Source organism: Streptomyces sp. NPDC127106 (assembly GCF_042677605.1).
Taxonomy (GTDB): domain Bacteria; phylum Actinomycetota; class Actinomycetes; order Streptomycetales; family Streptomycetaceae; genus Streptomyces.
In genome coordinates this window covers 1-4,711 of sequence record NZ_JBHXTC010000024.1, presented here as the reverse complement: position 1 = coordinate 4,711, position 4,711 = coordinate 1, and the positions used below count along the sequence as shown (strand labels likewise).

At 71.7% G+C, this 4,711-nt stretch carries 4 protein-coding genes and 1 pseudogene; 3 read left to right on the top strand and 2 right to left on the bottom strand.

Annotated features, from left to right (window positions below; translation table 11 throughout):
• Positions 1–150: 150 nt before the first annotated feature.
• Together ACFVGY_RS20660 and ACFVGY_RS20655 are read right to left on the bottom strand one after the other, a co-directional pair.
• Complete coding sequence (locus ACFVGY_RS20660) at positions 151–825, bottom strand: response regulator transcription factor (protein WP_179175575.1); 675 nt, start codon at positions 823–825, stop codon at positions 151–153.
• A gap of 66 nt (positions 826–891) precedes the next feature.
• Entirely contained in the window at positions 892–1,794 is a 903-nt protein-coding gene (locus ACFVGY_RS20655; protein ID WP_385679376.1) for a RecB family exonuclease, read from the bottom strand.
• Between the two features lie 200 nt (positions 1,795–1,994).
• Between ACFVGY_RS20655 and ACFVGY_RS20650 the strand changes: the two genes are divergently transcribed.
• From ACFVGY_RS20650 to ACFVGY_RS20640, 3 genes and pseudogenes are all read left to right on the top strand, one after another.
• Positions 1,995–3,194 (top strand): site-2 protease family protein, encoded by a 1,200-nt coding sequence (locus tag ACFVGY_RS20650; protein WP_385679373.1) that lies wholly within the window; start codon positions 1,995–1,997, stop codon positions 3,192–3,194.
• Between the two features lie 18 nt (positions 3,195–3,212).
• The gene (locus ACFVGY_RS20645) at positions 3,213–4,124 is read left to right on the top strand and encodes a tRNA (adenine-N1)-methyltransferase (RefSeq protein ID WP_385679370.1); all 912 of its coding nucleotides are present in this window, start codon (positions 3,213–3,215) and stop codon (positions 4,122–4,124) included.
• A gap of 199 nt (positions 4,125–4,323) precedes the next feature.
• Positions 4,324–4,711, top strand: a pseudogene (locus ACFVGY_RS20640) (hypothetical protein); the annotation flags it as partial.

Below are 4,711 nucleotides of genomic sequence, written 5' to 3'. Positions count from 1 at the left end.
GGGTGGCGGGCCCCCCCCCGTGTTGTCGTTGTTGGGGTCCCCGCCTGGGCGCCCCCCCCCCCGGCCCCCCCCGGGGCCCCCCCCACCCCCCCGGGGGGGCGCCCGGCCCCGGTTCCGTTCCCCACCCGGGCTTGCCCGCTGGACCACGGCCTACTGCGCGGCACCCGGCCGGACCAGGCCGCTCTCGTACGCGTACACCGCAGCCTGTACCCGGTCCCGCAACCCCAGCTTCGTCAGCACGTGCCCCACATGCGTCTTCACCGTGGTCTCGCTCACGAACAGGTCCGCCGCGATCTCCGCGTTCGACAACCCCCGCGCGACCAGCTTCAGCACCTCGACCTCACGCTCCGTCAGCGAACCCAGCGTGTCCGGAACCCGCTCCTCGCCCGACGGCAGGTGCCCCGCGTACTTGTCCAGCAGCCGCCGCGTGATGCTCGGCGCCAACATCGCCTCACCCCCCGCGACCACCCGGATCGCCTGCACCAGCTCATGCGCCGGCGCATCCTTCAGCAGAAAGCCGCTCGCCCCCGCACGCAGCGCCTGCACCACGTACTCGTCCAGGTCGAACGTGGTCAGCACCAGCACCTTCGCCGGACCGTCCCGACCCGGCCCGGTGATCTGCCGCGTCGCCTCCACCCCGTCCATCCGCGGCATCCGGATGTCCATCAGCACCACGTCCGGCTGCAGCGCCCGCACCTGCTCCAGCGCCTGCACACCGTCCCCGGCCTCACCGACCACCGCCAGGTCCTGTTCGGCCTCCAGGATCATCCGGAAACCAGTGCGCAGCAACGGCTGGTCATCGACCAGGAGGACGCGGATCGCCACAGGGGACACCTCTGATTCGTAAGGCCGCTTCGGTGGGACGCCCCCCATTCTGCCCTGATCGGATGATCAGGATTCCGCCGGACGCGCCCCACCGGCCCCCCGCTCCGACACGACCGGCAGCGGATACACCGGGGGAGTGCCCCCGAACTCCGGGCACACCGCCCGGTGATCGCACCAGCCGCACAACTTCGTCGGCCGCGGCCGCCAATCACCCGTCGCCGTCGCCTCCTTGATCGCCTCCCACAACGCCAGCAGCTTCCGCTCCACCCGCTCCAGGTCCCCCACCACCGGGTCGTACGTCAGCACGTCCCCACTCCCCAGGTACACCAGCTGCAGCCGCCGCGGCACCACCCGCCGCAGCCGCCACACCACCAGCGCGTAGAACTTCATCTGGAACAACGCACCCTCGGCATACTCCGGCCGCGGCGCCTTGCCCGTCTTGTAGTCGACGATCCGCACCTCACCCGTCGGCGCCACGTCCACCCGATCGATGATCCCGCGCAGCCGCAGCCCCGACTCCAGCTCCGCCTCCACGAAGAACTCCCGCTCCACCGGCTCCAGCCGCGTCGGGTCCTCCAACGTGAACCACCGCTCCACCAGTGCCTCGGCCTCCGACAGCCAGCGCGCCAACCCCGCCCCGTCGTCCCCCGCCGGAAACAGCTCCGACAGCTCCGGCTTCGCCTCCAGCAACCGCTCCCACTGCCCCGGAACCAGCGCCCTGGCCCGCGGCGCCGTCCGCTCCTGCGCCGGGTGATCGAACAACCGCTCCAGCACCGCATGTACCAACGTGCCCCTCGTCGCCGCCGCACTCGGCTTCTCCGGCAACCTGTCGATCACCCGAAACCGGTACAACAGCGGACACCGCATGAAATCGCTCGCCCGCGAAGGCGACAGCGAAACGGGGACCGCCACGCCCGGTGCCGCATCGGCATCCGCGGCGCCGGAAAGGGGACCAGAGCTCGTCGTCATGCACAAAACCCTACGACCCGCCACGGACAGCCACGCGCATACCATCGACGCCGGGCCCCCTCGCACTGCATGATCGGAGCATCACGCCGCGCTACCGAACAACCCCGCCGGCACCCACCGGCACCCGCCGGGCGGCACGTGAACCACACTGGGAACACCACCGGCACACCCCGCCGAACAGCACCGAACGAAGGACAGCAGTGGCAGACACCGACGAGACCGGCGAACGCCCGGGCAACCGCCCCGGACCGGGCGGCGGACTCCTCATGGGCCGCCCCTTCGGCGTACCCGTCTACGTCTCGCCCAGCTGGTTCCTCGTCGCCGCCCTCATCACCTGGGTCTTCGGCGACCAGCTCGACCGCGTCCTCCCCGACCTCGGCCCCGCCCGCTACCTCGTCTCCCTCTTCTTCGCCGTCGCCTTCTACGCCTCCGTCCTCGTCCACGAACTCGCCCACACCGTCGCGGCCCTCCGCTTCCGACTCCCCGTACGCCGCATCCAGCTCCAGTTCTTCGGCGGCGTCTCCGAGATCGAGAAGGAATCCGAGACCCCCGGCCGCGAATTCGTCCTCGCCTTCGTCGGCCCCCTCCTCTCCCTCCTCCTCGCCGGAGCCTTCTACCTCGGCATGAAAGCCGTCGACCCCGGCACCGTCCCCGGCGTCCTCCTCGCCGGCCTCATGATCTCCAACCTGCTCGTCGCCGCCTTCAACCTCCTCCCCGGCCTCCCCCTCGACGGTGGCCGCATGCTCCGCGCCGTCATCTGGGGCATCACCGGCAAACCCATGACCGGCACCATCGCCGCCGCCTGGGTCGGCCGCGCCCTCGCCGTCGCCGTCCTCCTCGGCCTGCCGATGATCACCCACACCGGACTCCTCGGCACCCCCGGCGACGAGATCGGCGGCATGAGCACCGTCATGGACGCCCTGCTCGCCGCCATCCTCGCCGCCATCATCTGGACCGGCGCCGGCAACAGCCTCCGCATGGCCCGCCTGCGCGAACACCTCCCCGAACTCCGCGCCCGCACCCTCACCCGCCGCGCCGTCCCCGTCGAGACCACCACCCCCCTCTCCGAGGCCCTGCGCCGCGCCAACGCCTACGGAGCCCGCGCCATCGTCATCGTCGACGGCCACGGCGAACCCACCGCCATCGTCCGCGAGAGCGCCATCGCCTCCGTCCCCGAACACCGCCGCCCCTGGATCGCCGTCAGCACCCTCGCCCAGGACCTCACCGACGGCATGAAGGTTTCCGCCGAGCTCACCGGCGAAGAACTGCTCGACCACCTCCGCGCCACCCCCGCCACCGAATACCTCGTCCTCGACCCCGACGGCCAGGTCTACGGCGTCCTGTCCGCCCTCGACGTCGAAAAGGCCTTCGTGAAGGCCATGGCACGGCCCCGCTCCTGAAACCAATACACTGGTCACATGTCCGAACCGACCGGTGCCGCCCGCCGTCGCGGGCCCTTCAAGGTCGGGGACCAGGTCCAGCTCACCGACCCCAAGGGACGCCACTACACGTTCACGCTCGAAGCCGGGAAGAACTTCCACACCCACAAGGGTTCCTTCCCCCACGACGAGCTGATCGGCGCTCCCGAAGGCAGTGTTGTCCGAACCACGGGGAACGTCGCGTACCTCGCGCTGCGCCCCCTGCTCCCCGACTACGTCCTGTCCATGCCCCGCGGCGCCGCCGTGGTCTACCCCAAGGACGCGGGCCAGATCCTGGCCTTCGCCGACATCTTCCCCGGCGCACGCGTCGTGGAAGCGGGGGTGGGCTCCGGATCCCTCAGCAGCTTCCTGCTGCGCGCCATCGGCGACCAGGGCATGCTCCACAGCTACGAGCGCCGCGCGGACTTCGCCCAGATCGCCCAGGAGAACGTCGAACGCTACTTCGGCGGCCCCCACCCCGCGTGGCAGCTGACCGTCGGCGACCTCCAGGACAACCTGTCCGACACCGACGTCGACCGCGTCATCCTCGACATGCTCGCCCCCTGGGAGTGCCTGGACGCCGTCTCCAAGGCCCTGGTCCCCGGCGGCATCCTGTGCTGCTACGTGGCCACCACCACCCAGCTGTCCAAGACCGTCGAGTCCATCCGCGAGATCGGCTGCTTCGCCGAACCGCAGCCCTGGGAATCGATGATCCGCAACTGGCACGTCGAAGGCCTCGCGGTCCGACCCGACCACCGGATGATCGGACACACCGGCTTCCTCGTCACCGCCCGCCGCCTCGCGGACGGCGTCGAACCCCCGATGCGCCGCCGCCGCCCCGCCAAGGGCGCCTACGGCGAAGACTACGAGGGCCCCGGCAGCCAGTCCGGCAGCTCCGGCGACCGCGGCTGACCACCGTCCCCACCCACGCACAACACACAGGCGCTGCGGCGCAGTTCCCCCGCCACCCGCGGGAACTGCACCGCAGCGCCTTCACGTTGTCCGGGCATACCGACCGAAGACCACGGACCCACCCGTTCCACCCCCGTGTGAGGTGTGGCACGATGCTGGCTCGCCGTCACCGCCACCGCCCGCACAGGAGACACCCCGCGTGCCGCACCACACCGCCACGCCGGCCCCCGCCCTGGAAAACCCGGCCCACAGCAGCACCAGGCCCCTCCACTGGCTCGCCACCGCCTGCGCCATGGCTGCCGTCATAGCCGGGGCGGGACTCCTCCAACCCGAGGCCACCGCCGCCGGACCCGCCACCCCCGAATCCGCCCCCGAACCCGCGAGCGCCCCGCAGGCCACCGCCCCGGACCCGACCGCCGTCACCTGGCCCCTCGACTGCAAAGGCGCCCCCGTCGCCGTCACCGCCACCGCCCGCGGCGACCTCGACGGCGACCACCGACCCGAAACCGTCGCCGCCGGCCGCTGCGACGCCGGATCCCGCCCCCCCCCCCCCCCCCCCGGCGCTGATACACCACAGACGCTGCCGC

Bases quoted from the DNA above. Each gene is read 5' to 3' on its own strand.
- ACFVGY_RS20655 (WP_385679376.1), bottom strand. From the start codon at position 1,794: ATGACGACGAGCTCTGGTCCCCTTTCCGGCGCCGCGGATGCCGATGCG.
- ACFVGY_RS20645 (WP_385679370.1), top strand. From the start codon at position 3,213: ATGTCCGAACCGACCGGTGCCGCCCGCCGTCGCGGGCCCTTCAAGGTC.